At 42.2% G+C, this 25,092-nt stretch carries 25 protein-coding genes; 12 read left to right on the top strand and 13 right to left on the bottom strand.

Translation table 11 applies throughout. The features are described from left to right. Positions 1–4 precede the first annotated feature (4 nt). The 5 genes from LDL79_RS05850 (at position 5) to LDL79_RS05830 (ending at position 5,248) form a co-directional block, all read left to right on the top strand. Positions 5–355, top strand: coding sequence for a hypothetical protein (locus LDL79_RS05850; RefSeq protein ID WP_225599513.1), 351 nt, complete (start codon positions 5–7; stop codon positions 353–355). Further along, positions 325–732, top strand: a complete 408-nt coding sequence (locus tag LDL79_RS05845) for a GLPGLI family protein (RefSeq protein WP_225599935.1) — start codon at positions 325–327, stop codon at positions 730–732. Before LDL79_RS05850 ends, LDL79_RS05845 begins: the two co-directional genes overlap by 31 nt. Before the next feature lie 63 nt (positions 733–795). After that, on the top strand, positions 796–1,509 hold the full coding sequence (locus tag LDL79_RS05840; RefSeq protein ID WP_225599512.1) for a GLPGLI family protein: 714 nt from the start codon (positions 796–798) through the stop codon (positions 1,507–1,509). Between the two features lie 85 nt (positions 1,510–1,594). After that, positions 1,595–4,273, top strand: coding sequence for a TonB-dependent receptor (locus LDL79_RS05835; RefSeq protein ID WP_225599511.1), 2,679 nt, complete (start codon positions 1,595–1,597; stop codon positions 4,271–4,273). A 27-nt stretch (positions 4,274–4,300) separates the two neighbouring features. Next, positions 4,301–5,248, top strand: coding sequence for an endonuclease/exonuclease/phosphatase family protein (locus tag LDL79_RS05830; RefSeq protein ID WP_225599510.1), 948 nt, complete (start codon positions 4,301–4,303; stop codon positions 5,246–5,248). Here LDL79_RS05830 and LDL79_RS05825 read toward each other — a convergent pair. The 7 genes from LDL79_RS05825 to LDL79_RS05795 form a co-directional block, all read right to left on the bottom strand. After that, on the bottom strand, positions 5,245–5,559 hold the full coding sequence (locus LDL79_RS05825) for a DUF1456 family protein (protein ID WP_072982952.1): 315 nt from the start codon (positions 5,557–5,559) through the stop codon (positions 5,245–5,247). The two genes, LDL79_RS05830 and LDL79_RS05825, sit on opposite strands and share 4 nt — an antisense overlap. A 99-nt stretch (positions 5,560–5,658) precedes the next feature. Next, the gene (locus tag LDL79_RS05820; RefSeq protein WP_225599509.1) at positions 5,659–6,285 is read right to left on the bottom strand and encodes a response regulator; all 627 of its coding nucleotides are present in this window, start codon (positions 6,283–6,285) and stop codon (positions 5,659–5,661) included. Then, positions 6,282–8,144 (bottom strand): sensor histidine kinase, encoded by a 1,863-nt coding sequence (locus tag LDL79_RS05815; RefSeq protein ID WP_225599508.1) that lies wholly within the window; start codon positions 8,142–8,144, stop codon positions 6,282–6,284. Before LDL79_RS05815 ends, LDL79_RS05820 begins: the two co-directional genes overlap by 4 nt. Then, positions 8,144–8,722 carry a hypothetical protein gene (locus tag LDL79_RS05810; protein WP_225599507.1) on the bottom strand — a complete coding sequence of 193 codons (579 nt, stop codon included), beginning with the start codon at positions 8,720–8,722 and terminating at the stop codon, positions 8,144–8,146. The genes LDL79_RS05815 and LDL79_RS05810 overlap by 1 nt, the downstream gene beginning before the upstream one ends. A 69-nt stretch (positions 8,723–8,791) precedes the next feature. Further along, on the bottom strand, positions 8,792–9,337 hold the full coding sequence (locus LDL79_RS05805; RefSeq protein ID WP_225599506.1) for a peptide deformylase: 546 nt from the start codon (positions 9,335–9,337) through the stop codon (positions 8,792–8,794). Positions 9,338–9,543: 206 nt separating this feature from the next. After that, positions 9,544–10,947, bottom strand: coding sequence for a DUF5689 domain-containing protein (locus LDL79_RS05800; protein WP_225599505.1), 1,404 nt, complete (start codon positions 10,945–10,947; stop codon positions 9,544–9,546). Positions 10,948–10,980: 33 nt separating this feature from the next. Further along, a complete protein-coding gene (locus LDL79_RS05795) occupies positions 10,981–13,821 on the bottom strand; it encodes a carboxypeptidase-like regulatory domain-containing protein (RefSeq protein ID WP_225599504.1) in 2,841 nt (946 codons plus the stop codon). Positions 13,822–13,907: 86 nt separating this feature from the next. Here LDL79_RS05795 and LDL79_RS05790 point away from each other — a divergent pair, with 86 nt between their 5' ends. Beyond that, a complete protein-coding gene (locus tag LDL79_RS05790) occupies positions 13,908–14,966 on the top strand; it encodes an endonuclease/exonuclease/phosphatase family protein (RefSeq protein WP_394372609.1) in 1,059 nt (352 codons plus the stop codon). On the opposite strand, the gene LDL79_RS05785 is transcribed toward LDL79_RS05790, so the two are convergent. Both LDL79_RS05785 and LDL79_RS05780 read right to left on the bottom strand, forming a co-directional pair. Further along, positions 14,963–15,967, bottom strand: coding sequence for a YihY/virulence factor BrkB family protein (locus LDL79_RS05785; protein WP_225599503.1), 1,005 nt, complete (start codon positions 15,965–15,967; stop codon positions 14,963–14,965). The two genes, LDL79_RS05790 and LDL79_RS05785, sit on opposite strands and share 4 nt — an antisense overlap. Continuing rightward, positions 15,960–16,406: a hypothetical protein gene (locus LDL79_RS05780; protein WP_225599502.1), complete on the bottom strand. Its 447-nt coding sequence runs from the start codon at positions 16,404–16,406 to the stop codon at positions 15,960–15,962. Before LDL79_RS05780 ends, LDL79_RS05785 begins: the two co-directional genes overlap by 8 nt. A gap of 126 nt (positions 16,407–16,532) precedes the next feature. Here LDL79_RS05780 and LDL79_RS05775 point away from each other — a divergent pair, with 126 nt between their 5' ends. The 4 genes from LDL79_RS05775 (at position 16,533) to LDL79_RS05760 (ending at position 19,531) form a co-directional block, all read left to right on the top strand. Then, positions 16,533–17,117, top strand: coding sequence for a HupE/UreJ family protein (locus LDL79_RS05775; RefSeq protein ID WP_072982967.1), 585 nt, complete (start codon positions 16,533–16,535; stop codon positions 17,115–17,117). 87 nt (positions 17,118–17,204) lie between these two features. After that, positions 17,205–17,645 carry a deoxycytidylate deaminase gene (locus tag LDL79_RS05770; protein WP_072982969.1) on the top strand — a complete coding sequence of 147 codons (441 nt, stop codon included), beginning with the start codon at positions 17,205–17,207 and terminating at the stop codon, positions 17,643–17,645. After that, positions 17,646–19,232, top strand: coding sequence for a S41 family peptidase (locus LDL79_RS05765; RefSeq protein ID WP_072982972.1), 1,587 nt, complete (start codon positions 17,646–17,648; stop codon positions 19,230–19,232). A gap of 5 nt (positions 19,233–19,237) precedes the next feature. Beyond that, the gene (locus LDL79_RS05760; protein WP_167598206.1) at positions 19,238–19,531 is read left to right on the top strand and encodes a hypothetical protein; all 294 of its coding nucleotides are present in this window, start codon (positions 19,238–19,240) and stop codon (positions 19,529–19,531) included. On the opposite strand, the gene LDL79_RS05755 is transcribed toward LDL79_RS05760, so the two are convergent. Next, complete coding sequence (locus LDL79_RS05755; protein WP_225599501.1) at positions 19,526–19,756, bottom strand: hypothetical protein; 231 nt, start codon at positions 19,754–19,756, stop codon at positions 19,526–19,528. The genes LDL79_RS05760 and LDL79_RS05755 overlap by 6 nt on opposite strands. 9 nt (positions 19,757–19,765) lie before the next feature. Then, entirely contained in the window at positions 19,766–20,338 is a 573-nt protein-coding gene (locus tag LDL79_RS05750; RefSeq protein WP_072982977.1) for a MarC family protein, read from the bottom strand. 204 nt (positions 20,339–20,542) lie between these two features. On the opposite strand from LDL79_RS05750, the gene LDL79_RS05745 reads away from it, so the two are divergent. Together LDL79_RS05745 and LDL79_RS05740 are read left to right on the top strand one after the other, a co-directional pair. Continuing rightward, the gene (locus LDL79_RS05745; protein ID WP_072983818.1) at positions 20,543–21,124 is read left to right on the top strand and encodes a DUF3109 family protein; all 582 of its coding nucleotides are present in this window, start codon (positions 20,543–20,545) and stop codon (positions 21,122–21,124) included. Next, positions 21,114–22,250: a methionine aminotransferase gene (locus tag LDL79_RS05740; protein WP_225599500.1), complete on the top strand. Its 1,137-nt coding sequence runs from the start codon at positions 21,114–21,116 to the stop codon at positions 22,248–22,250. Before LDL79_RS05745 ends, LDL79_RS05740 begins: the two co-directional genes overlap by 11 nt. Here LDL79_RS05740 and LDL79_RS05735 read toward each other — a convergent pair. Next, positions 22,247–22,747, bottom strand: coding sequence for an aminotransferase (locus LDL79_RS05735; protein ID WP_225599499.1), 501 nt, complete (start codon positions 22,745–22,747; stop codon positions 22,247–22,249). The genes LDL79_RS05740 and LDL79_RS05735 overlap by 4 nt on opposite strands. A gap of 37 nt (positions 22,748–22,784) precedes the next feature. Next, entirely contained in the window at positions 22,785–24,953 is a 2,169-nt protein-coding gene (locus tag LDL79_RS05730; RefSeq protein ID WP_225599498.1) for an FUSC family protein, read from the bottom strand. Positions 24,954–25,092 lie beyond the last annotated feature (139 nt).

Below are 25,092 nucleotides of genomic sequence, written 5' to 3'. Positions count from 1 at the left end.
TGATATGACAAGAATAACACTCGTACTCTTAAGCTTTTTAGTTTTAGGCTATGCCGAGAATTGCAACGCTCAGATTAAAAACGGCATTATCTCCTATACCGTTTCACTAGATTCAAAAAAGTCCTTAACGGAAATTGACACAATGAATGTTAGTCCAATGCTTAAGTCGATGATGCGGGATACTTACAAGAATACACAGCCTGTTAAACTGCGTTTAAGCTTTAATAATAATTATGCGTTGTGTGCAGGTGTAAAAGATCTCGATAAGCCTGATGCTAGAGGTGTAAAAATTCTAAATATTGTATCGGGAGTTGAAGCTCAAACATATACCTCAGTAAATCCGCATCGCATTTAAAAAGTAGTGGAAAATTAGGCAACGTACTTGTCGAGGAGTCTTTACCGCAATGGAATTTGCTAGATGAAACAAAAAGAATAGGCAAGTACGCTGTTTATAAAGCTAAAGGTTACAAAATGGTTGAGGGTAGTAGCGGATTTGTGAAACGGGATTTTACAGCTTGGTATACCCCGGAGATTCCTGTACAATACGGTCCGTATTTATACAGCGGTCTTCCCGGTCTTATTCTAGAAGTTCAAGTAGGAGAGGATCTCGTTTTTAAAGCTACAGCTATTGCCATAAATGGAGATGAAGCAGTTGAGATTAATATACCTAAGCATAAAATAATAACACGAGAAGAGGCTAACACGAAGTTGAAAGGCTTTTTAGAGAATTAAAAAAACAATTAATGTTATTAATAGAGATTTAGGTGTATCCTAGATATCTAATTATTTAAATATATGGAGAGACTTATTTTTATATTACTCTTTACGATTTCTAGTTGTTGCATTGCACAGGTCAAAAGTGGTAGAATAGAATATCAAATACTTATGCCGGAAAGTGCTTTCGAATTAAAATCGGTCAATATTTCTATGAGAGATTATATGAAAAATGAATTGATAAAGTTAAAGCAGGCTTATTCCTCTACTCAATTTATGCTGGAGTTTAACCATAGTAGATCTATGTTTAAGGTTTTACAGACAATGTCAATTGACGGCCGTAGTACTTCTAACGATGTGGCTATGTCAGCTGATTCGAATGGAATATTTTATACAGACATATCTTCAAAAAGTATTATACGAGAAGTACTTTTTGAGAGCAGAGATTATTTTGTTAAAGAAGAATTTCCGGCTTTAGACTGGCAAATTCTTGACGAAACAAAGCAAATTGATCAATATACTTGCTATAAAGCCGTAGCGACGAAGAAATCAGAAAATGGAAAATCAATTCCTATCGAGGCCTGGGTTGCAACATCTCTTCCTTTTAATTTTGGCCCGGCAAATTATTCTGGAGCGGGAGGATTAATATTAGAGCTAAGAACTCCGGTATTTATTTTTAAAGTTTCAGATATACGGTTGTTCAACGATAATCGTGAAATAGATTTTATTAAGACAGACGAAGAACCTATTTCAATCTCTGAGTGGAATTCATTTTTTACGAGGGTCAAAAACTAAAAGTTGTTTAGTTTAACTTCTATGCTCAGATTTAAAAAATCATTTTTTCTTTTAAATTAGAATGGTTGTGTTTAAAACTCAGTTATTGAAATTTTTTTTTATCATTTTATTTCTTTCTTGCCTACCTTTTTTGTGTAAAGCCCAAAACACACAGCTTTCAGGGAGTGTAAAAGATACTTTAGATCAGCCGTTGCCCAATGCCAATATTTTAGCATTTCCGCAAGAAAGCGGTTTTCAAACCCGGTTTGCGATCTCGAGTCTGCAAGGCCTTTACAAGCTGCAATTAGAACGTAATGTTTCCTATAGGGTAGAAGTGAGTTATATGGGGTTTGCTAAAATCACAGACACTATCAGTTTGAGTGAGGACACAGTTCGCGATTTCAAAATGAAACCCTTGAGCGATCAATTGGGGGAGATCGTGATCAAGCAGCGCTTGGCAGTAAAAGTACGCGAAGATACCATCACCTACCGCACCGATAATTTTGTAACAGGAGAAGAACGTAAACTGCGGGATATTCTTAAAAAGCTGCCCGGGGTGGAGATAGACCGCGACGGTAATGCAACCGTTAATGGTAAAGAGGTGACCAAGCTTATGGTCGAGGGCAAAGATTTTTTTACCGGCGACGAGAAATTAGGCGTCAATAACATTCCCGCAGATGCCGTTGATGAAGTTGAAGCTATTGATAATTATAACGAAGTTGCCTTTTTAAAGGGTTTGAGTGATAGCGATAAGATGGTCTTAAACATCAAACTCAAAGAAGGTAAGAAGAAGTTTGCTTTTGGAGATATTGAAGTTGGTGGCGGACTTGAAGATCGGTATTTGATACACCCCAACCTGTTTTATTATTCTGCAAAAACGGCGGTAAATGCTATTGGTGATTTTAACAATATTGGCCAAAAGTCATTTACCTTGAGTGATTACATCAATTTTGAAGGCGGTTTTAGTTTATTAAGTAAAGATCCTTCCGCTTATTTCAACTTGCGCAATGATGATTTCGCACAGTTTTTAAATAACGATGATTTTGTTTACAACAAAAATGAGTTTGGAGCTTTCAGTATATCACAGGAGCTGAGCAAATCCACAAACATTGATGCTTATTCTATTGTATCTAACGGAAAGCTCGAAGCCCGTAATGAGAGTGATTTCACCTATTTAACAGGCGAGCAGCAAGAAGAAAACCGAATCACTACAACCAATAATAATCTGTTGTTTACGCTTAATAAGCTGCGTTTGCGCTACATCCCAGATAGTGGCACCGATCTTTATGTAGCAAGCTACTTGAAAACAAGTAAAGGCGACGGCCTGAATCGTGTGCTGTCCCAAACGCCCGATCAAAATACTTTTGTAGATACCCAGACGCAGCCACAGTCTTTAGACTTTAAAACCGAATTGAGTTTTAATCGTCAATTCTCGTACAAACACACCAGTACCGTTGAAGCAGCAGTGCAGTATAGTCAAAATAATAATGATCGCGATTGGCTCTTTAACCGCCCTGTGTTTTCAGGAGTCATTCCCTTTAATGGGGAAGATGATACCTATAATTTAGTCCAGACCACACGTTTCAGAAATTATGATTTTAATATCAATGCTAAGCATTACTGGGTTCTGCACCGCTTTCATCATATTTATCCCGAAGTCGGGATCAATGTGACGCATCAAAATTATACTACGTTAGACACCCAACAATTGAATGACGGGAGTCGTGTAGACTTTACGAGTATCGGCTTTAATAATGATTTGTTCTTTAAACTGAGCGATAGTTATTTTGGGTTTCAATATAAGGCCAAAGCTGACGATGTTATCTTCAAACCGGGCTTATTTTATCATTATTATTCGTGGTCGGTAGACCAATTTGAAACCCGGGAAGTAGGCAAAGGAAAACCTGTTTTATTGCCGGAATTGCTGGTCGAATGGGAAATAAGCAGTGGCGAAAAATTACGGTTGAAGTACAACAGACTTTCCCAGTTTGGTAATGCCTCGCAATTGGCAAATCGCTTGCGTCTGAGCAGTTTCAACGGATTGTTTAGTGGTAATGAAAACCTCGAAAATCAGTTGTCTCACAGTGCTTCCTTGTTTTACTCGAAGTTCAGTCTCTACCGCGGAATTTTTATGAATGCTGGATTGAGTTATAGGCATACAGAAGACGCGATACGTAACACCACCCAAATTGAAGGAATAGACCAGATCAACACCTTGATCTACACAGATCTCCCGGAAAACAGTTATGGCACCAATGCGTCATTTTCTAAAAAAATTAGCGACTATCGCTTTACACTAGGAGGAAATTTGAATCTTTCAGACTATTCAAGAATCATCAACAATGCGACGCTTGCCTACAATTCGGTAAACTACGGCTATAACTTCAAAACCGAAACCTCTTTTGATACTTGGCCAAATTTAGAAACCGGTCTGAGACATAGCTTCAGTGATTTCAGTTCAGATAGTTTTGAGAGTACTTTTCAACGCATCACTCCATTTGCCTATCTCGATTATGACTTTCTGGAGGACTTCATTTTAAAAGCCAGTTATGAGTTTACCTATTATGAAAACAAAGCCCAAAACCAGATTAACCGGTTTCAGGAAGCCGGAGCAAGTTTGTTTTACCAAAAGGAGGGAAGTGCCTGGGGCTTTGAGCTAGAAGCACAAAATATTTTTGACATTCGCTTTCGCGCGAGCAATTCTTTTAGTCAATTCCTAATTACAGATCAGCGCACCTTTATTCAGCCAAGAACCCTTATTTTTAAAGTGACTTATAAACTTTAAAAGACCGGCGCCGCTATCAAAACAAAAATGCCCCAAACCAAACTTGCCCTTGCTTTTTACAATCTTGAAAATCTTTTTGATACCCTAAATGATCCCAATATTTTGGATGATGATTTTACGCCCCACGGCGACCTCAAATGGAATCAAGAGCGCTACACGCAAAAGTTAAACGGACTCGCAAAAACGTTTGCTCAAGTGGGCAAAGCCGAAACAGGACAAGCGCCTGCATTTATAGGTGTAGCCGAAGTGGAAAATAAAAAAGTGCTCAACGATCTTCTAAAAACCGAAGCGTTACACGCACTGAATTATGATTTTATACATCACAATTCACCGGATGAGCGCGGTATTGACACGGCGTTAGTGTATGATAAAAACCGCTTTGAAGTGATCGAAAGTAGAAGCTATTCATTACATCTTCAAACGGCTCAAGGGATACGGGATTTTACGCGCGATATTCTTTATGTAGAAGGAAAACTCGCCGGCGTCTCTGTTTTTGTTTTGGTCAATCACTGGCCTTCGCGTAGAGAAGGTGTAGCGATCTCTGAACCCAAACGCGTTGCGGCTGCGGAGCGTAACCGCGAAATTATTCGAGATATTCAGTCACGCGATCCTGAAGCGCGTATTATTATAATGGGAGATTTTAATGATGACCCGCAGAGTATTGCGGTGCGCGATCATCTGGTTTCCACCGATTTTTACAACCCTATGGTCTTTTTATTAACGCGTTATGCAGGTTCCTTAACCCATCGTGGCGATTGGTATTTGTTTGATCAGATCATCTTGTCGCCCAACTGGATGAAAGCCTATGACAATCCGCTGGAGTATGAGAACTCTGCGATCTATAATCCAGATCATTTAAAAGAGCAGGAAGGCAAAAACCGCGGCAATCCGTTACGCACGTATGCCGGTGATAAGTATCTGGGCGGCTTCAGTGATCACTTTCCGGTGTACACCATTTTTAAAGTGGAAGATTAATCTGGTTTTTTTGGAGAATCTTTCTGCTTAGTATTTTTCTTTTTATTCCCGTCTTTTTTAAGTGCCGGTTTACCGGTCTTCTTTTCGGGCATAGGGCCGCGCATATGAATAACGAGTCCGTTGAGGAAATTCCGAAGAAATTGATCTCCGCATTCTACATATTTAGGATGGTTTTCATTTCTGAAAATAGCGCCCAATTCGCTCTTGGTCACTGCAAAATCTACCAACGCACATATTTTTACAATATCGTCATCACGCAATTTAAGCGCTACACGTAATTTTTTAAAGATGTCGTTGTTAGATAAAGCCATAGTAGAAAATTAGGAGGTAAAGTTAGAAATAAAAAACGCTTCAGAACTACCGAAGCGTTTTTTATAAGAATGACACAAAAAGAGCCTGTTGCTTGCTGTTTAAAAATCATACTTTCGATCTAACGCATACCGAAGCAATTCGCCTTTTCCTTTGAGTTCAAGAATACGCATCATATTTTTACGGTGGGTGTCTACCGTATGCACCCCAATAAAGAGTTCGTCTGCGATCTCACGGGAAGTTTTTCCGTGAGCGATGAGGCGTAATATTTCAAGTTGGCGTTTAGTAAGCAAACCGTTTTTTGAAGTTGCCGTATGATCATCTTCAAAATTATTGAGCTCAATTTGAGAGTCAAAAAAGGGTGTTCCTTCAGCAACGGTTTCTATAGCTTTTTTTAAAGTTTGTAAACTTGAATTCTTCAAAATATATCCCGATGCTCCGGCATCAAGCATTTGCTGCACTGCATCTTGCTGATCAAACATGGTAAAAGCGATCACCGCAATCTCAGGAAACTCTTTTTTAATGATTTCCGTAGCTTGAATCCCATCCATCTTCGGCATACGTATATCAGTGATGATCACATCGGGTTGATGTTTACGTACGGCCTGAACGAGTTCTAAACCATTAGTTGCGCTGCAAATAAGTTGAATATGCGCTTCATCTCTGATCAACAGTGCGATGCCGTCAATTAAAGACTGGTGATCTTCTCCTATTGCTATACGTATCATAAAGGTATATCTATAATTATAGTTGCTCCTTCGCCGGGAGCCGATTCTATAGTGAGGCTTCCGTCTAGGTGGTTTACACGTTTATCAATACTGCTGATGCCCATTCCCTGACTGCGCAGACTTATATGCTTAGGGTCAAATCCCAAGCCGTCATCTTCAACCATAATATTAAGCGAATCTCCGTGATTGATCACGTGAATAGTTGCTGTTGTAGCTTGTGCGTGCTTGATGATGTTAGTGATGAGTTCTTGAATGATTCTGAAAATATTCAGTTCAAGGCTGTTTTCAAGTCGGTTAGTCATCCCGTGGTGCACCACTTGTATTTCTAAAGCGTTGAGTTGTGATACTTTTTTTGCCAGATCTTTTACCGCCTTTAAAAGACCCTGATTAGCAATAACTCCCGAATTTTTAGCGTGTGCGATACTGCGTACTTTTTGATAGGCTTCGTGAAGAAGTGCATCGGTTTTATCAAAGAGTTCGGGAGCCTGAGAAGATTTAAGTGATTCAAAATGCATACGCACATTAGTCATTAGGGCACCTAGATCGTCGTGCAATTCACCGGCAATGCGCGAACGTTCTTTTTCCTGACCGGCGATCATTGCATCTATACTGGCAAGTTCTTGATCTTTTAAGAGATTGGCTACGCGTTCTTTTTCTAGCTCCCGTTCTTGTTCGGCTAATTTGCGCCGTTTTCTGCTGTTGTTAAGAATAAGATAGGCTATCAATAAAAAAATAACGAGCGCTACTAAAAGTCCCACGGTTAAAACCAGGATGCGTTTCTTTTCTTGTTTTTCCAGCAGGAGGTCATTGGCCTTTTTTTCAGTTTCCAGTTCTACTTGTAACCGGGATATTTCTAACGAATTATCTCTGAAATTGATATTGTGTCCTGCTTCAACATAGGTTTTATAATGTGCCAGCGCTAATGAATCTGCGCCCAGACCTTCATAAAAAAGGGAAGTATAATATTCTACAAAAAAGGTGTTTTTTAGGGAGTCATGCGGATTGAAACAACACGATACTTCATCTAATTTTTTGAGGGCTTCCTGAGAGTTTCCTTTTAGGTGCTGTAGGTAGGCCAACTTGGTAATGGCAGAAAACCTACTGTCGTTATAATAGGGAATGTCTTTACCTTCATCAAATACTTTTTGATAATAGAAAGCTGCCCGGTCATATTCTTTGATCAATTCGTGATATAAAGCGATCTCCAGATACAGCTTCGGTAGTAATTTGCTGTTGGGCGCTAACTGAGAAATTAAGCCTTCAAGCAGCGGCGCTTTAGTATAATAAACCGATTTGATATTGATTTCTGAAGAATGAAAAATGACTTCATAGATCTGAAAATAAACCTGATCATTACTATCCAGAATAAGGTCTTGATATTGATCTAGAAATATCTGGTAGTTATTGTTGTTGCGCGCGATCTCGTGATGAAAGTACTGCAAGATGGCTCGTAAAACCCTGCGCTGAAGCGGCGCGTAGGCGAGCTGATTTGCGCTTTTTAATGCTTTATAGAAATGAGGGTATGCCGCGGTGCGGTCTTGTAAAAAGTAAAACTTATAATAGCCGGTATTCAGCCGGTAAACTGCATTTAAAAAAGGGTCATCGCTTGTGCGCAGCACACACGCAGCTTTAAAGTTTTCGGGACTGCCGGAAAATCCTTGATACGTGAGCTGTGCAAAGGTGTTTAAAGGCTGAGAATACAGCGTGTCTTCAATAGTGCTGAGCTGTGTTAAGGCCTCTTGGTGTTCAAGTGTTTTTAAAGCTTGAAAATAAGCATCAAATTTAGAGAGGTCAGTTTCCTGACCAAAAGCAAGGCTAAAACTTAAAAACCCTATGACATGCCACAGCACCCACCGCATTAAGTCAAAATTTTCAATTCAGACATCATGCACCGTCCGCCGGGGGCAAGGTCGGCTTTCTCAATGGAGTCAAGTTCAAAAGGTACTTTCGTTTCAATACAACGCTGAATAGCATCACAGTTAGCATTATTCAGCAGATCGTAAGGAGGTCTTTTCATTTTAAAATTACCATCTCGGTAATAAAACTCATCATCATGGACGTATTTACGGCCCTTTTTAGTTCCTATTTGGGTTAGTTTCCTAAAGAACTTCAATTGTCTAGTTGGGTCGATATCGATGCAACTTATTGACTTTTCTTTGTTCTTTTTTAAAGCTTTAATTTTAAGTTTAAATTCTTGAAGTTCAGAATCAAATGTTACTTTTCGTAGTCCCAGATCTAATAGGCCTTTGTAGTTTTTCATTCTGAAAGTTGCGCTCTTGATGTGTATTTTGTTTGCTCCCTTCTGTTCAACTACAAACGTTCCATAAACTGTAAAAAAGGTGCCATAAAGTGATGAAGCATATACCAGTTGTTCATAACTCTCAGCTTTGTTGCCTAGGTAAATAAGACCTTTTATTCCTGTACTATCAAGCGACATATATTTTAGTTTTTAAAAATTAAAATTAAATAAAGGCAGTAAAGGGATTAATACCCGTTACCCGGTATTTTAATTAGAAAGCGTATCTAAGGTCATCAAGCCTTCGGCGTCTTTGACCTCCTGTTTTAAGTGATCTAAATACAGAATTCCGTTAAGATGATCAATCTCATGCTGAAAGACCACTGCTGTAAAATCTTCAACCATTTCGATCTCGTGAGAAGCATTGGGAGTGTCATATTCCACTAAAATAGCATACGCGCGTGTTGAAAGCGTATCGCGACGTCCGGGAATCGACAAACAACCTTCGGGACAGTCTTGTTTTTTCTGTGAATACTGCCTGATCACGGGATTGATGATCACTTCAAAAGGAAAACCTTCTTTGTCAAAACGTTGCACCCAAGCTATGTTTTTTAGAATACCCACTTGAGGCGCAGCAATTCCTGCACCCAGAGAAAGGCTGTCGCGTACTGTAACATACATACGATTGATGAGGTTCATCAGTACAGTATCTTTTGGGTCTACATTTACGTGCTCACTGGGTGTACGCAGCAAAAGGGAATCTTGTTTGTTAGTGATCTTGAAAACACGCATAGGGGTCACAGAATCGGCAGCCATAATGAGGCTGGTTTGTTCTTCGCTAAATTGAGAAGGAGTCTGTTTTTGCTCGTTTGTAGAACTGCATGCAATCAAGCAAATAAACAGAAGACTGAAAAGGGTAGTTTTGATCAAGATGATTGGTTTTTAGTTTCTTAAAAATACCAATTTAATTGGCGCCACCAAATGGTAGGATCTCTCGCAAACTGGCCCGAAATAGTTTAGGTTTAATCTGCAGTGATGCTAATGTTGTCTAACTGGTAGGTGCCGTCAAAGGCTTCTTGAGTGCTTCCGGTGTATTTAAATGCGATATAGCCGCTATTTGCAGGAGTGCATGAAAGGTGCACAATTCCACTACTGTACCAATCACCAAAAAAGTCAAGATCTCTAATCACAAAAGCTTCGTCCAGAATTGCCCAACTGGCCTGTGTGATCATTGCGGGATCACCATCCCAATCGCTGCTAAACAATACCTCAAGATCACTACCGTCTGCAAAACTGCTGCTGGTTTCAAAACGTAAACGTACGTTAGTTGTGGTTGCTAAATCAATAGCCGGAGTGATCAGCCAGCAAACACTAAGCGCATCTCCTGATTGATACGAATCTATGCGTGCCGAAACTCCCTGAGAAGCATTGGTGCCGGTAGCGGTATAAGCTTCCCAAGCTTGAACTCCGTATTCTACAAAGTTGGTCCAGCCATTGCCTTCAATGGGATTGTTACGCGATTGTTCACTAAAGTCATCTGCAAACAGTACCGTTGTGCCTTCGGCTTCTGCCAGACCACAACGGTACAATTCAGGGTCGCAGCGGCTCGTGTCTTCAAAAACCACAGCTTCAGTGGTATTGATTCTCAAAATATAGAAGTCATCATAAAAATCCCGACTTAGAATACCTGAAATGGTTCCGGAGCCGGTGGGAAGTGCAACCGATTTAAACTTCGAAAAGGTACTGGTGCTTACTAAAGTTCTTCCGCGGGGTTCGCAGGTTTCAAGCAAGCGTATCCCGTCGTATTCATCAGTAAGCTCTCCGGCATAGGTTTTAATCGAAGAACCTAGAACCTCATTTCGGTTAAATTGTGCGCGATCAAGCTGAATGAGGATATTCTCATAAGTCTCAGAAAATTCCGAAATGGCTATAGGCAAAGGAACCAGTTGTGCTACTTCCGCATCGCGTAAAATATGATTCCCAATAACTGAATTAGGAATCTCTGTAATGCCGTTTCCGTCACGGATGCCCAATTGCAACACCCCGTTTTCTGTGGTAAGCGCAAGACCATCAAGGTAGACATAGATTTTTCTGCCCGGTTCATACTGTGTGTACAGCGCATTAGCATTCAATTGAAGTGTAATCCCCGCCGTGGGATTTTCAGCAGCATCTTGTACGATGAGTTCGTGGTAAAAATTGCCGGCGACATCGCTACTGATCACATAGCCTGTAAAGTAGGTGTCAGTGGCGTCGAAACTTATGATGGGTTCGCTACTTTGCCGCAGGCTGTTGAGTACGGCTGTAATACTGATTTCAGTGCCTTCAGGAGTGACCGATGGTCTCTCAGTTTCCGGAATTTCAAATTCTGAAGTCACACAGCCTAGAAGCAAAAAGGATGCGATGAGGTATATACAAGGTAGTTTCATAATGTATTTTATTAAAGATGCCGAAGCGAATGATTAAAACCGCACATAAAAATTTAGATAAAAAGTAGCGCCATATCCCAGAAAATACCTGTTGCCAAAAAGCGGAGTATCTCGGGCATGTTCTTCTAATAAACTTCTGTAATCTCCTATACGCGAATCTTCAAAACCGCCGGTTTTGTAGCGGGTGTTCAGTGCATTGTTCAGTAACCCGAAAAACCCAAAAGTATAGCTTTTTACACGCCAGGATTTGCCGCCTACGATGTTGACCAGATAATAGGCGTCTAGCTGCTCTTGCTTTAAAAGTTCTTGAGCGACTTCAGCAGTGTAATCATTAAAAGCTTGTCCGTCATTGTCGCTGCTGAATGCTCCTGATCGCCGTAAATAGCTTACGTCTACATAAGCGTTGGAGAATCTGTTTACACTGGCGCCTAACCACCAGAAATCAGGATCACGATAGTCAAAACCCAGCTGATAGGCGCGTTCAGGACCTCCTGCGACGTGATAGTTTTTAAGTTTGACACTACCATCGCCAAAACGAATGGGAGTTTCAGCAAGCGTGGTGGTATAGTATACCTGAGGATCTTGAGTATACATGTTTTGGCCAAAGGCAGCCGCCGCTTTTAAAGTCAACGTAGGGAGTATGCTGTAAGATGTACCAAATTCTAAACCTAGATTTTGTCGTGCAATATGAGTAGTGCTCTCTTGCACAAGTGCATTGCCTTGATCGATCAGCTGGGTTTGCATCGACTGGGTATAGAAATAAGAAACCTCACTTCCTTGAGTGAAATTAAGCAGGTAACCGGTCAAGCGCAGTTTGAGATCAGAATCTCGATAAATATAACTGGCATCCAGATCAATCAAACGCTCTGATTGCGGATTTTCAAGTATTGCATTACGTTGCCTGGCGTTGGTAAAAACGGTGTTGAAGCCAGGGGGTTGTTCTAGAAATCCGGCGTTTAGTAACGCAAAATGCTTACTGTTGAATTTATACGTGAGTCCGGCTTTGGCGCCTAAACTCGTAAAGCGCACGAGTTCACTTTTTCCTAAAGACAAGGCGCCAGGGTAGTAGCCATTTTCATAATATCCTTCCCGTTGATAAGAGGTTTGTTCTGCACTTAGGGCAGCATAGAAATCCAGATGATTATAAGTGGCTTCTAGTTGCGCAAAAAAACCTATTTGCCTGGCGGCAATTCCGTAATTGTATTTATACCGGTCTCCGGGTTGTACCAGTCGGTTGCGGTTTTGCAAATCACTTTGTGCTAGATCTCCGCCGGTGGTGTTATCATCTTCCGCAAAACTGTCTATATCCAACCAAACGTTTCCGCCAAGAAGATCATCTAATTCAGCATACTGCTCGCTTTGTAATGCCGAACCGTAAACTCCGAAATTGATATCAAAATGTTCTGACATTTGTGCTTTATACCTGATGTTTCCTGTGAAGAGTTGGTCTTGATTTACGTCTTGTTGTACCGCATAGATGGTGTTCAGTCCGGAACGCACTGCCGTTTGATTTGCTTCATATAAAGCCTGCCAGTCGAGTTGCCCGTCGTTTCTAAATTCTTGTTCAGCTAAATAGGCTTGCTGATACTGCGCTGCTGGTGGATTGGGGTAGCGCAAAAAATAGCTGGGCAGGTTTTGGTAATAATTGGGAGCCGGATTTCTTGCGCCACCCACAAAATGCTCTTGCTCGTTAGGGTTGCTTATTAAAGTGCTTCCGGTGTAATCAACACGCGAATTTTTAGTGGTTCCCCATTGATAACCCAGATTGGTCTGTATACTTGCTTGTTTTCCTAATTGCCAATGATGGGAAAGCAATACTAAGGGTTCTTCAATGGCACGCACGCGTGCATTGCGTGCTTCATTATTTTGAAATCCCCAGTTGGGATTATACGTGTAGCCTTTCAGATCGATTACTTCTTGAGTTAATGCGGTGCTTCGGCCTCTGCGATTAGGTGTATAGAGGAATGAAAGATTGATACGGTGTGTTTCTGAAAGTATTTTTTCCGCAGCAAAGAACAACGAATTGGCATCATAAAAGGTGACGTCAATAGCGCCTTCTTGTCCAAATCTCCGTGAAACTAATACAGAATACGCCCAGTTAGAAGCTGTAACCCCGCTGTTGTAACTTGCCATAACCCTGCCGGTATAGGTGCGATTTGCGGTAGCATATGAAATACGACCTCCGGGCCGATACGATGATGCGTGCATATTAAAATGTAAGGTGCCTGCCGGCGCGCCAAAGCTGTAATCACTGGCGGTCAAACCCATACTAAATTCCCTATTGCGCATCACATCGTTGAGTCCGCCCCAGTTGCTCCACTGCGGTCTGCCGGTATTCAATTTATTCAGTACGAGTCCGTTGATCAGGACCCGGCTGTATTTGCTGTCTAAGCCTCGAGGTCTAAAAAACGTGCTGCTAAAATCAAAAGCAGCAGCATTGCTAAACACATCATTCGTGGCGCCCAGTAGTCCTGATACGGCATTATCGCGTTGCTCATTGTCATCGTTGAGTTGTACGTCAGAAAGACTGATGATGGTAATTTGCTCATTGGCTTCAGCAAGATCAATTTCTAAGGGTAGATATTCTAGAACCAGTTCTTGATCAGGAATGAGATTCACCGGGATCGTGAGCGTGAGATAGCCAGATTTGCGCAATACAAGTGTATAGCTGCCCGGCGGTACTTGAGGGATAAAGTCAAAATTTCCGTCAGCATCGGTTTGGGTGGTGTAGTTGGTTTTTTGCACAAAAACCTCAACTTCAGGAAGTGCACTTGAAGTAGCTGCATCTTTAACTGTGCCGCGTATGCGGGAGTATTGTGCAATTGCAGAAGCACTAGAAAGAAACAGCATTAAGATCGTAGCAAATTTGTACACGAAGCGTCCAGATTTAAAATTTTCTAGGGGCGTACGTATCTAAAGTAGAAAATAATGTATCTTAACTATTTGATTTTAGGTATGTTATGCGAAATATTCGATTAAGTGTTCTGGTAGTGTGCTTTTTTATCCCATTTCTGTGTGTTTTTGGTCAGGAAGCGCAGCAGTATCAAATGCTTACGCTGGCATTTTACAATCTTGAGAATCTTTTTGATACCGAAAATGATCCCATAACCTACGATGACGACCGTACCCCTCATGGAAAAGACCGCTGGACGCAAGAAATTTATACCGATAAACTGGCAAAGATGGCTGAGGTCATTGCGCAGATAGGTCCGGAGGAAGCACAAGGGCCCCCCGCAATACTCGGTGTGGCTGAAATCGAAAACCTAAAAGTACTTCAAGAGCTTACCGGCCAGGAAGTTTTGCGCTCAGCGCATTATGGGATTGTACACTACGACTCTCCTGACCGTCGCGGAATTGATGTAGGACTGCTCTACAATACGCAAGTCTTTCAAGTCATCAGTAGTAAAGTTTTTGAGCTGGAATTGTACAATACCGAGCGTGAAGACAAACGTATTTATACGCGAGACCAACTTCTGGTAACCGGAAATTTGGCCGGAGAGCGTATGCACGTGATCGTCAACCATTGGCCTTCGCGAAGCGGAGGAGAGGCACGCACCCGACCACGACGTATGGCGGCCGCAGCCTTGAATAAAAAGATTATGGATTCTATATTAAGTAAGGAACCTTATGCTAAAATCGTGAGTATGGGGGATCTTAATGATGACCCTAAAGACAAAAGCTTAAAGAAGGTATTGAAAACTAAAGCTCGTGTAGAAGCTGTAGGTTTGCGAGAGATCTATAACCCTATGGAACGTATGGCCAAGCGCGGTCAGGGGACGCTGGCATATCGAGACAGCTGGAACTTATTTGATCAGATCTTGCTTTCTGCCGCTTGGCTTTCTAAAGACTACGAGACTTTTCAGTTTTATAAAGCAGGAATATTCAATAAACGCTTTTTGCAAACTCCGGAAGGGCCTTACAAAGGTTATCCTTTTCGCAGTTTCGCTAACGGAAATTACACAGGAGGCTACAGCGATCACTTTCCAGTATACATCGCTCTAATACGGAAAACGGATTAGGTTTTTGGCGGTTCTTCAGGATTGGTCGCTAATTCTATGGCTTTTTTTTTATCAGCTTCTATTTGTTTTTCCTTTTCGCGAAGCGCAGCCATTTCTTCAGAGTGCGCCAGTTTTGCGTGGCTGCTAGGTACGATCTTGTGCTTTTTGACTAAAGCATATTGCACAGTGATTTCTGCACCAAAAAATAAGATTAAACAGGTATAGTTCACCCAAAGTAAAATCAATACGATCGAAGCAGCACCCCCATAAACCGAAGCCGGATTGCTGCTGGCAAAATAATAGGCCAGTATGCTTTCCCCAACCAAGAATAAAATTGCTGTAATGCTGGCGCCCAGTACGGTGGTTTTATACCCCATTTTCACATCAGGGAGAATTTTAAAAATTGCAGCAAAGAGGCCGGCGATGAATGCAAAAGAGATGAGAAATCGCAAGGCATCGGCAAACACGACGGTAATAGTCGGTGCAAATTGTGATAAGTAATCAGTGAGCAGGTTGAGCAGTACCGTGATCACAAAGGCTACCAATAGCATAAACCCTAAAACCAAGACCATTCCAAAAGCGATTGCCCGGTTGATGAGCATCCGTTTAAAGTTGTCGTTCTTTTCAGTAACATTCCAGATGGTGTTCATGGTTTTTTTCATCTGAAAAAACACTCCGGTAGCACCATAGATCAATGCTCCTATACTAATGATCAAGGTGATCCAATTATCGTTTTGTAGGGTGACTTTACCAATCATTTGCTCAATGGCGATAGCGACCTCAGGAGAGATAAATCTTGAGATCTCATCGTGTATGCGCCCCTGTACGGCTTCGGGACCTAGAAATGCACTGGCAATCGAGGTGACGATCATCAGCAGTGAGGGCAACGAGAATAAGGTGTAATACGCAATGATCGCACTTTTAGCAAACGGGTCATTCCGATCCCAAGCCACATAAGTTTTCTTAAGAAACTGAAACAGCGTAAAGCCTTGTCTTAATATGGGATTCTTGGGTTTATTCATCGTTTAGAAAGGGCTTGATCACATAATCGAGTTCGTCTACCGCTTCAATGCTCAAGTCTATGCTTTGCGTTTCAAGACTGTCTTTACGGGTTAGTGTAGGGATCGCATATCCCGTATAGTTGGCTGGTAATTCTTTTTGTGTAGTATTCAGTTGCCGTTCACATTCCGCAGCCATTTTGGTATAATCATTCAACTCAATATTCAGTTCCAGATAGCGTCCTTCATCATCCAAGCCATCAATGGTATTGTCTGCTGAGACTGGTTCGTAGATCAGTTTCTTTGAGGAGATCGAGTATACATTGCCTTTGGTATCTATGTACGTGTACGACGGGGCGTTAGGTAATTGTTTTTTGGTAGTGGTAATTCCGGGTGTAGCGCCACAAGCCACTACAACGAGCAGCCCTAGAGCAGCTGTAAAAACATAAATAAAACGGCCCATATGCATATTTTAAAATTGAAATTACAAAAGCGGCATTTTGTGGTAAATCTGTTTAGACATAGTTTAACGTTTAACAGCGCAACTTTGGGAAATAATTGTAGTTTTGAAAAATACTAAGTTTCCCCTATGTCAGATTTCTGGTTCTATTTTAAAATTGGTCTTGATCACGTTTTAGATTACACGGCATACGACCACGTTTTATTTCTTATCGTTTTATCAGTACCCTATGTGTTTAAAGATTGGCGCAGGGTGTTATTGATGGTGACCTTATTTACTTTAGGGCATACCACCTCATTATTGCTTGCAGTATATGATGTAGTCCGCATCAACCGCGGTCTTATTGAGTTTTTAATACCGGTGACCATTTTTATTGCAGCATTGTACAATGTGTTTACTGCAGGTAGGGGAGCGCACAAAGACAAGTTGGGCGTACTGCTCATCACGGCGTTATTTTTTGGGTTGATCCACGGCTTAGGATTTTCAGGCTTTTTTGAGCAGTTAACGGCTCATTTGTCTAATAAGTTACTGCCGCTGGCAGAATTTGCATTAGGTATCGAAGCTGCGCAGATCATCATCACGCTTATCGTTTTGATCATTGGGTTTATCTGCCAAACCATTTTCAGGTTCTCTCGCAGAGATTGGGTGATGTTCATATCTGCGGTTGTCATTGGTATGGTAATTCCGATGTTAATAGCAAATTATCCGTGGTAAAGCAGTTTTTGTGGGATGAGAAGCGACGCAAGTTTTTTATCTTCGCAAACTTAACGACTTGTATTTCAGCTTCGGGATTATAGATTTATGTCTTCAATAACTTCAGATAAACAATTGACCTACGATATCGCCTATTTACGTATGGCGCAGGAGTGGGCAAAACTTTCTTACTGTAAAAGAAAACAAGTAGGTGCTTTGATCGTTAAGGATAAGATGATTATTTCAGACGGTTATAACGGGACGCCCACAGGTTTTGAAAACATATGTGAAGACGATGAAGGCTACACCAAGTGGTATGTACTTCACGCAGAAGCTAATGCGATCTTAAAAGTAGCATCTTCTACCCAATCTTGTGAAGGAGCAACCTTGTATATTACACTTTCTCCGTGTACCGAATGCAGTAAACTCATACATCAGGCCGGTATTAAACGTGTGGTTTTTCACAAAGCCTATAAAGACCCTAGCGGAATTGAATTTCTACGTCGCGCCGGAGTACAAGTAGACTGCATTGAAAATATTGAAGAATAAATGGGCGGTTACCAAAAAAAATACCTTCCTATCTTTTTCTGTGTGGCGGTAGCCCTGGGTATTTTCATTGGGAGCCAACTCAACTACAGCAGCAATCCTACTAATATTTTAGGCGGAAATGCCAAAAAAGAAAAACTTAACCGGCTCATAGACTACATAGATTATGAGTATGTAGATCCTATAAATACAGACAGTATTGTTGAGGTAACCGTAAACGGAATACTCGAAAATCTCGATCCGCATTCTGTGTATATTCCTCCGAGTGAATTGCAGGAAGTGAGTGAGAGTATGAAAGGGGATTTTGTAGGTATAGGGATCAGTTTTTATAACTTTAGAGATACCATTGCAGTCATTCAAGCCATTCCCGGAGGTCCAAGTGAAAAGGCCGGAATACGCGGCGGCGACCGCATTGTGGCGGCAGATAACCAGTCGTTAACCGGTGCTGTGGTGCGTGATGATACGATCACCAATCAGTTAAAAGGCCAGATCAATACTAAAGTAGCGCTTAAAGTCAAACGACCGGGAGTAGAAGGTTTGCTCGATTTTAAAGTAACCCGAGCAGTAGTGCCCCTCAAGAGTGTTGACGCTTCGTATATGGCGACCGATACGTTAGGATACATCAAGATCAACCGCTTCGCCGAAAGTACCCCTCAAGAATTTGAAAAAGCTTTGGTAGCGCTAAAGCGAAAGGGCGCCACCCAACTCATTCTTGACCTGCGCGGAAATCCGGGAGGTTATATTTCGGCAGCAGAACAAATTGCTGATCAGTTTTTAAAAGAAGATAAACTCATTCTGTTTACCAAAAACAAAACCGGAAAGATCGAGAACGCCTATGCTACCGATGAAGGCGCTTTTGAAGACGGGATGGTGTATGTGTTGATCAATGAGAATTCGGCTTCTGCTAGTGAGATCGTTGCCGGAGCTATACAAGACAATGACCGCGGTGTTATTGTTGGTAGACGTTCTTTTGGTAAAGGTTTGGTACAGCGAGAAATGCAATTGGGTGACGGCAGCGCAGTCAGACTCACCATCGCCAGATACTACACGCCTACAGGTAGGAGTATTCAGCGACCTTATGATTCCGGGAACAAAGCCTACTATGAAGATTATCTTTCGCGCTATAAAAACGGGGAGATGCAAAGCGCAGACAGCATCACTGTAGCCGATAGTCTTCGCTATGTTACTCCGGGAGGAAAAGTGGTCTATGGCGGCGGCGGGATCATCCCTGATGTGTTTATCCCAAAGGATACCAATTATGAGAAAGAAGCGATAACCTACGCCTTACGCTCGGGCTTTATGTCTCGTTTTATTTTTGAGATCATTGAGCAGCGCCGCCCGTACTACAACAGCCTTTCTTTTGAAGAATTCAGTAAAACGGTAAGCATCAGTGATAAAACCATAACTGATTTTGTGAATTACATGAGTAAGCGCAGTTTAAAAATCAGAGTAAGGGATTATAAAGACGATTTAAAGCGTTATCTTAAGGCCGTAATGGCGCAACAGCTTTTTGGGAATACAGTTTTTGAAAAGCTGATCAATGAAGAAGATCCTGCCATCATTAAAATTAAAGAACTGAGCCGCGAGTAGTGCTTATGGTAATTATAGCTTCCATATTTGTTTTTTGTATTGCAGCAGTATTCAGATTGTTAGACAACAGTGCAGGCTTGCTCATCTCTAATGGCATATCGGTGAGTCCGTTTTATCTCAAAGCTGCAGAGATCAAAGAGCAAATGAGTCGCATTGAGAATGATGAGCTGCGTAAAAAGCTCAAGCGTACGCTAGTGTATCAAAAGCTGCACAAAGTATTTTTAATACTTGCCGTGCTCACGTTTATCGCCGGGATCGTCTATGAATTCATCAATCCCTCGCTTGTCGCGCTATTATAACTGCGTTTTGGTGGTCTTGGTCTTTTGAGCCGCCTTGCTCTTTTCAGCAATTTTTCTTGAAATAAGTAAAATCACTACGAGTAACATCGCACATAAACAAGCCACCACCGAAATTACAGCAACCGTACTGTCGCCGGTAAGCGGCGCGCTATAATCTACTTTGGTCAGGTTAAATATCAATAGAGCGCTTGCCAAAGCAAGAATGATATAGAGTGCAACTTTCATGAGCTGGGTTTAAAAGAGTCCTTGAATATTTGTAGTAAACAGCTTAACCGCCATCGCTAACAAAATTACACCAAAGATTTTGCGTATGATGTTAATTCCTTGTTTTCCTAGAATTTTTCCGATGCGGCCAGAGGCTTTCAATACTGCATAAACGATCACAATATTGATAAAAATGGCCACGATGATATTCTCTACGGCATACTCTGCGCGCAGTGAAAGCAGGGAGGTCATTGTTCCGGCTCCTGCGATCAACGGGAAGGCAAGCGGCACCACACTAGCGGTTTCAGGAGCGTCATCTTTATACAAGGAGATCCCTAGGATCATTTCTAAAGCCAGAAAAAACAGAATAAAAGCACCGGCTACGGCAAACGAATTGACGTCAATACCTATAAGGTTCAGGATTTCTTTACCTACAAAAAGAAACACAACCATCAACATTGCCGCTACGATAGAAGCCTTTTCACTCTGAATATGCCCTACCTTTTCACGCAGCCCAATGATGATCGGGATGTTACCAATGATGTCTATGATCGCAAATAGGATCATGGTCGCCGTTATGATTTCTTTAATATTAAATGCCATCGCTATCCTTTTTTTAAAGAGGGCGCAAAATTACATCTATTTCTTTGATTAATAAGCATTAAAACCCAAAGATTTAACAATTAGATAATGTGCTTCAAAGTACCTGGAGGCTAATGATTTTACGCACGGCTTTAGCAGGTGCGCTTCTAAAACATGAATGTAGAAATACACTGCGCTCAGCGGGAGAACATGTATCTTTGCGCTATGTTTCAGATAGATCAAACCATAGTTTCAGAAGACGTTATCAACAAAGATTTTGTGTGTAACCTCGCTGCGTGTAAAGGAGAATGTTGTATCGCCGGAGAGGCAGGAGCGCCGGTTGAACCTCAGGAAGTTGAAATTTTAAAGGAAATCTACCCTAAGGTAAAGCCTTTTTTGCGCCCGGAAGGGATCGCGGCGATCGAAGCTCAGGGTACACACATTAAAACCGATCTGGACCAACTTGAAACTCCATTGGTCAATGGTGCTGAGTGTGCTTACGTGACCTTTACCAAAGAAGGGGTGGCTTCGTGTGGGATCGAGGATGCCTACAATGCGGGCGAGGTAGATTTTAGAAAACCCATCTCGTGCCATTTGTATCCGGTGCGTTTGCAGAAGTATTCTAAATTCACCGCGGTAAACTACGAGCGCTGGCCTATTTGTGATGATGCCTGTACTTTGGGTAAAGAGTTGCAGGTGCCGGTATATAAGTTTACTAAAGATGCGCTTATTCGCAAATTTGGTGCTCCTTGGTATGAGGAGTTAGAAGCGGTTGTGGAGCTTTTGAAGCAAGAAGATGCGAAGTAAACTGCCGCAAAACAAACTATCTATTTTTGCTGTGATGAGCAAAATGGCGGCGCAATACAACGCCATCAACTTATCGCAAGGCTTTCCTGATTTTAATACAGACCCGGCGTTGATTCGGTTGGTGACTCAAGCTATGCAAAATGGCTCCAATCAATATGCTCCATTGGCGGGATATCTTCCGCTACGCGAAAACATTGCAGACTTAGTTCAAGAGCTTCGTGGTGCAACTTATGATCCGGAACAAGAGATCTGCATCACTGTAGGTGCTTCGGAAGCTTTGTACGTAGCGATCACAGCTTTTGTGCATCGCGACGATGAGGTTATCGTTTTAAAACCGGCGTACGATACGTATGAACCTACGATTGCATTGCAAGGCGGAATTCCCGTACCGGTTCAACTTGATGCACCTTACACTACGGTAGATTGGGATGCGGTAGCCGCAGCGATTACGCCCAAAACAAGAATGCTGGTTTTAAACAATCCGCATAATCCCAGTGGAATGGTGCTGAAGGATGCTGACTTGAAGCGCCTGGAAGAATTGGTAAAAGATACCGATATTTTAATCTTGAGCGATGAGGTCTATGAGCATATTGTATTTGATGAAAAGCAACACCGCAGTGTCGCATCATATCCCGGCTTAAAAGAACGTGCACTGGTGACGGCTTCTTTTGGAAAAACCTTTCACACCACCGGTTGGAAAATGGGTTACTGTCTTGCGCCCAAAGCGCTGATGGCCGAATTCAATAAAGTACATCAAAACACGGTTTTTTGTGTGCACCATCCTACTCAAGTGGCACTCGCTGAATACTTGAACGAACCTGAGCATTATTTAAATCTGGGCAGTTTTTATCAGCGGAAACGCGATGTGTTCCTAAACGCGATTCAAGGTTCACGCTTTCGCTTTACGCCTTCTGAAGGGACGTATTTTCAAATGCTTGATTATACAGGAATTAGTGGTCTAAACGATGTTGCCTTTGCCGAATATCTTACTAAAGAAAAGGGACTGGCGAGCATTCCGGTATCGGTGTTTAATAAAGAACAACGTGATGATCATCTGTTGCGTTTTTGCTTCGCTAAAGAAGAAGATACGCTGCTCAAAGCAGCAGCGATTCTCAATGCGATTTAAAGCGCTGCCGCGCTAATGATCGAAATGTACAGGTTGGCAGCATACCCGCAATACACCAATAGTTCTTCCAGATCGGTTTGTTTATCAAAAGCTTCCGGTTCGACGTCGTAATTGTAGCTGAGTTGATGCCATTTACTGGTGCATATCAGCTTAAACTGCAGTTGTTTTTCGGCATTATACACCTCAAACTTCAGCTTAAGCCCTGAAATGTTTTTGAGAATATAATTGACTTCCGTGCGGTCAGGATTGATGTAGCGGATCACCATCTGCCCTTTTAGGTTAAACGTGATGTCGCCCACGTTGCGGTCGTTTTTAAAAAGATCTACTTTGCTCGTCCAGATATTTTTGGGCTTGATCTCAATAACCGACTTGTTCAAGTTTGTAATCGCAGTGCTCGAAAACCAATTTTTATACACCACTTCACACAATTCTTTAGCACCGTCAAGTACTTTAAAATCTCCTTTAGACGAACTAGAACTTAATTTTAATGTAGCCATACTTTTGGGTTTTTAGCTAAAGTTAGGATTTCTAGAATTACGCATGTAAATTTTTCAACTGCTTATTAACCTGTTCGCTCAGGCGTTTGAGCGATGCGAGTTGTTCGCTTAAAATATGGCTTTCCAGAAGAGCTTCATCCGGCTCTTGCGTCAGTTGTGTTTCAAAGGGAACAAGGTCTTCTTCTTCCCATTCTGCTTGCGTATTTTGTGCTTCCAGCAGCAATAAAGCGTGATCAATGTTATTAAAAACCGGTGCGGTAACCTGATGAAAGGCCTCACTGCGACGGGTCACGTTGTGCGTGCGTAAATAAGCACCTATAGAAGCTAGCGCTCCCAGAAATGCGTGGTTAAGTACCGCCAGTTCATAGAGTTTTCCGGTGAGCTTGCCTTTGCTTTTAGGTTCTTGCAGCAGGCGTTGCACCCCGCTGTTGAGTCCGGCGGTGGCGATAAAGGCTTTTTTACGTGCCAGTTTATAGGCAAGCGCCAGCTCTTCTTTAGTATCGTAATGCTGCTCGATGGCGGCGAGGTAATTGCGGTGCGCCCGCAGACTATCGGCAAGGTTTTGTTTAAGCGTTTTGGCTTCCCGAGTAGGCCATAAAAAGGCATTCGCCAAAGCGGCTAAGGCTGCTCCTACGGCAGTATCGATCACGCGAAACTGAATCACCGCCAACACATCCGGGCGCAGTAGCGCATAAGCAAAAATGATACTCAGCGTAATGAACAAGGCGCCGGTACGGTAGTTTTTTTGTAGCGAGGCTTGCGCACCCACAAAGCTGAGGATCGCCAACACCCGAAAAAGCATTTTGTCATTTTCAAAAAAATAGACAATGCCTGCTGCTACCACGGCACCCAGCAAGGTTCCCAGAATACGTTGTTTAGAGCGTTGTTTGGTAAGGCCATAACCTGGGCGCATAATCACCACAATGGTCAGCAAGATCCAATACGGGTTTTGTACCGAAAATAAATTCCCTAAGGTGATCCCGGCGATCGCGGTCACGGCAATACGCAGTGCGTGTCTGAAGATCGGGGAGTCGCGGTTGAGGTTTTCGAGCAAAAGCTGAAAACTGTAATCTTGTTTGGTGATAAATCCTTCCAGCTCCTTGGGCGAGTCGGTATTGGTGTCTTTGATGTTTTTTCTTCGGTCTAATAAATCGGCGATACCAAAAATGCGCTGCGCCTGCTTTTCTTGCAATTCGTATAAGTTGTGCAATACGATATAGTCTGTAGTCACCGGTTGTTGCTTCAGCAGTAGGAGGGCACTTTTAGCATTTTTAAGGCGTTGCTCTAGCGAATTGAGGTTGAGGTCGTGCTTTTGCAAATTGGTAGTGACAATACGTTTTAAGCTTTCGCTTTGCGCTTTATTCAGCTGAATGAACGCTTCAAGCTGCTGGGGATACTTTTTGAGCACCTCGTGCATTTGCTGTGGAGGGATGGGACTCGTCAACGAGAGTTCAGAAAGATCAACCAATTCGGTAAGGACCAGAAAACGCTTGCGGTAATAGCTTGAAGTACCTGAAGCATGCCGCGCTTGCAGCAAGATCTCACGCAGTTTTTCGAGATGCTCGTTAAACTCACTCTGAATCACAAACAAGCGTTGCAAGCCGCTGTCTCGGTCGGTCGCCTGTTTTAGGAATTCGCCCCGCGCCTCAATATAAGACGCACTCAGGTTGAGTGCGGTTTCAAAAAGTTCTTCGATCTGTTTTTTAGGCGCCAGCAGGTCGTAGAGCAAGGTCAATGCTAAATACCAAATTCCGCCTAAAACAATAAGGCTGCTGCGTTCATAAGGAAAGAGACCGGATGCCGATAGATTGGCAAAACTAAGCACTACGGCAAACAAGCCCGCAAAGCCGATAAGCGAAGCGCGAAATCCATATACCGAAAGCATCGAAAGCGCAAAAACAGTAATGCCCAGATAGGGCAATTGTACCCAAAGCGTAGGTGGAATATACGCACCAATTAAGCTGATCACTCCGCCTAAAAGTGCCGAAAGCAAGATGCCAATGCGTTTGTTTTTAAGGCTGCCGGTAACCGTGCTGGGCGATGATAGCAAAACGCCTGTGCCTAATGCCAATCCAATATTGAGCGCTCCCAGAAGATATCCGGTAAGCATAGGAGCGACCACGCCAAAGGTGATGAGCAGCGCTTTAGCAAAATCTGTACTGTTAAAAAATCGTGTGGTTTGGGTATGGTACTGCCTGAAATTCACTATTAAATATTAGGAGCAGAAGGCGGTGCTTCTGCAAGGTAAAGGTGACACTTTTTACCCAAATTGCGCGGTTTACTCGATAATCCAAATCAAATACGCTAGCAATAGCCTCAAGCGACAACTATGCGTTTAACAAGAT

The organism is Leeuwenhoekiella palythoae (assembly GCF_020310025.1).
GTDB lineage: Bacteria > Bacteroidota > Bacteroidia > Flavobacteriales > Flavobacteriaceae > Leeuwenhoekiella > Leeuwenhoekiella palythoae.
Note: the sequence above shows the minus strand (reverse complement) of the source record. Positions and strands in the feature narration are given on the sequence as shown.

Excerpts from the sequence above, each read along its gene's own strand:
- LDL79_RS05850 (WP_225599513.1), top strand. The coding sequence starts at position 5 with ATGACAAGAATAACACTCGTACTCTTAAGCTTTTTAGTTTTAGGCTAT.
- LDL79_RS05840 (WP_225599512.1), top strand. The coding sequence starts at position 796 with ATGGAGAGACTTATTTTTATATTACTCTTTACGATTTCTAGTTGTTGC.
- LDL79_RS05830 (WP_225599510.1), top strand. The coding sequence starts at position 4,301 with ATGCCCCAAACCAAACTTGCCCTTGCTTTTTACAATCTTGAAAATCTT.
- LDL79_RS05825 (WP_072982952.1), bottom strand. The coding sequence starts at position 5,559 with ATGGCTTTATCTAACAACGACATCTTTAAAAAATTACGTGTAGCGCTT.
- LDL79_RS05820 (WP_225599509.1), bottom strand. The coding sequence starts at position 6,285 with ATGATACGTATAGCAATAGGAGAAGATCACCAGTCTTTAATTGACGGC.
- LDL79_RS05815 (WP_225599508.1), bottom strand. The coding sequence starts at position 8,144 with ATGCGGTGGGTGCTGTGGCATGTCATAGGGTTTTTAAGTTTTAGCCTT.
- LDL79_RS05810 (WP_225599507.1), bottom strand. The coding sequence starts at position 8,722 with ATGTCGCTTGATAGTACAGGAATAAAAGGTCTTATTTACCTAGGCAAC.
- LDL79_RS05805 (WP_225599506.1), bottom strand. The coding sequence starts at position 9,337 with ATGGCTGCCGATTCTGTGACCCCTATGCGTGTTTTCAAGATCACTAAC.
- LDL79_RS05800 (WP_225599505.1), bottom strand. The coding sequence starts at position 10,947 with ATGAAACTACCTTGTATATACCTCATCGCATCCTTTTTGCTTCTAGGC.
- LDL79_RS05790 (WP_394372609.1), top strand. The coding sequence starts at position 13,908 with ATGCGAAATATTCGATTAAGTGTTCTGGTAGTGTGCTTTTTTATCCCA.
- LDL79_RS05785 (WP_225599503.1), bottom strand. The coding sequence starts at position 15,967 with ATGAATAAACCCAAGAATCCCATATTAAGACAAGGCTTTACGCTGTTT.
- LDL79_RS05780 (WP_225599502.1), bottom strand. The coding sequence starts at position 16,406 with ATGGGCCGTTTTATTTATGTTTTTACAGCTGCTCTAGGGCTGCTCGTT.
- LDL79_RS05775 (WP_072982967.1), top strand. The coding sequence starts at position 16,533 with ATGTCAGATTTCTGGTTCTATTTTAAAATTGGTCTTGATCACGTTTTA.
- LDL79_RS05770 (WP_072982969.1), top strand. The coding sequence starts at position 17,205 with ATGTCTTCAATAACTTCAGATAAACAATTGACCTACGATATCGCCTAT.
- LDL79_RS05765 (WP_072982972.1), top strand. The coding sequence starts at position 17,646 with ATGGGCGGTTACCAAAAAAAATACCTTCCTATCTTTTTCTGTGTGGCG.
- LDL79_RS05760 (WP_167598206.1), top strand. The coding sequence starts at position 19,238 with ATGGTAATTATAGCTTCCATATTTGTTTTTTGTATTGCAGCAGTATTC.
- LDL79_RS05755 (WP_225599501.1), bottom strand. The coding sequence starts at position 19,756 with ATGAAAGTTGCACTCTATATCATTCTTGCTTTGGCAAGCGCTCTATTG.
- LDL79_RS05750 (WP_072982977.1), bottom strand. The coding sequence starts at position 20,338 with ATGGCATTTAATATTAAAGAAATCATAACGGCGACCATGATCCTATTT.
- LDL79_RS05745 (WP_072983818.1), top strand. The coding sequence starts at position 20,543 with ATGTTTCAGATAGATCAAACCATAGTTTCAGAAGACGTTATCAACAAA.
- LDL79_RS05740 (WP_225599500.1), top strand. The coding sequence starts at position 21,114 with ATGCGAAGTAAACTGCCGCAAAACAAACTATCTATTTTTGCTGTGATG.
- LDL79_RS05735 (WP_225599499.1), bottom strand. The coding sequence starts at position 22,747 with ATGGCTACATTAAAATTAAGTTCTAGTTCGTCTAAAGGAGATTTTAAA.